Annotated in this window: 1 protein-coding gene; it reads right to left on the bottom strand. The window is 62.5% G+C overall.

What is annotated here, in order from left to right; translation table 11 throughout:
* Positions 1-134: 134 nt before the first annotated feature.
* The coding region (locus NKI67_RS33830; RefSeq protein ID WP_352649183.1) for a helix-turn-helix domain-containing protein at positions 135-552 on the bottom strand (418 nt) is incomplete at its 5' end.

The following is a 552-nucleotide window of genomic DNA, read 5'->3' on the forward strand; positions in this document are numbered from 1 at the left end:
CGATGAAGGTCTGCGTCTTCCAATGCCCGAACGGTGCCTTTGAGCGCAGCCGTTGGCCCTTTAGGCAGCGGCCGCGCAGACGTGTCATCTTCGTAGTGGTTCCGGTTTCGTCGATGAACACCAGCCGATGTGGCTCAAGCCGCATCCGCGGCTGGCGCCTGGTCTGCCACTCCTGCCGCGCCTTGCTGACGTCGGGACGATCTTGCTCGCTGGCCAGCAGCGTTTTTTTTGAAGCGATAGCCATTCCTGATGAGCCAGCGCGAGATCGAGGCAGGAGCGACCTGGACGTCTGTAGCAGCGGCCAGTTCGGCGGCAAGCTCCGGCATGGTGATGTCATCCTTCTCGGCCACACGGCCAAGCAGGAACGCACGATGCGGGTCGAGCTTGGAATGGCGGCGGCCACCGCTGGCCTTGGGCGCCAGGCTCTCGGTCTTTCGATAGTTCCTCATCAGGATCACGACAAACGAAACCGACACCCCAAAATGTGCCGCCGCCGCACGCCGCGAGTGGCCAGCCTCGACAAACCGCACAACACGTTCACGCAAATCGAGC

Origin of the sequence: Mesorhizobium sp. M0408 (assembly GCF_040321495.1) — a bacterium.
GTDB lineage: Bacteria > Pseudomonadota > Alphaproteobacteria > Rhizobiales > Rhizobiaceae > Mesorhizobium.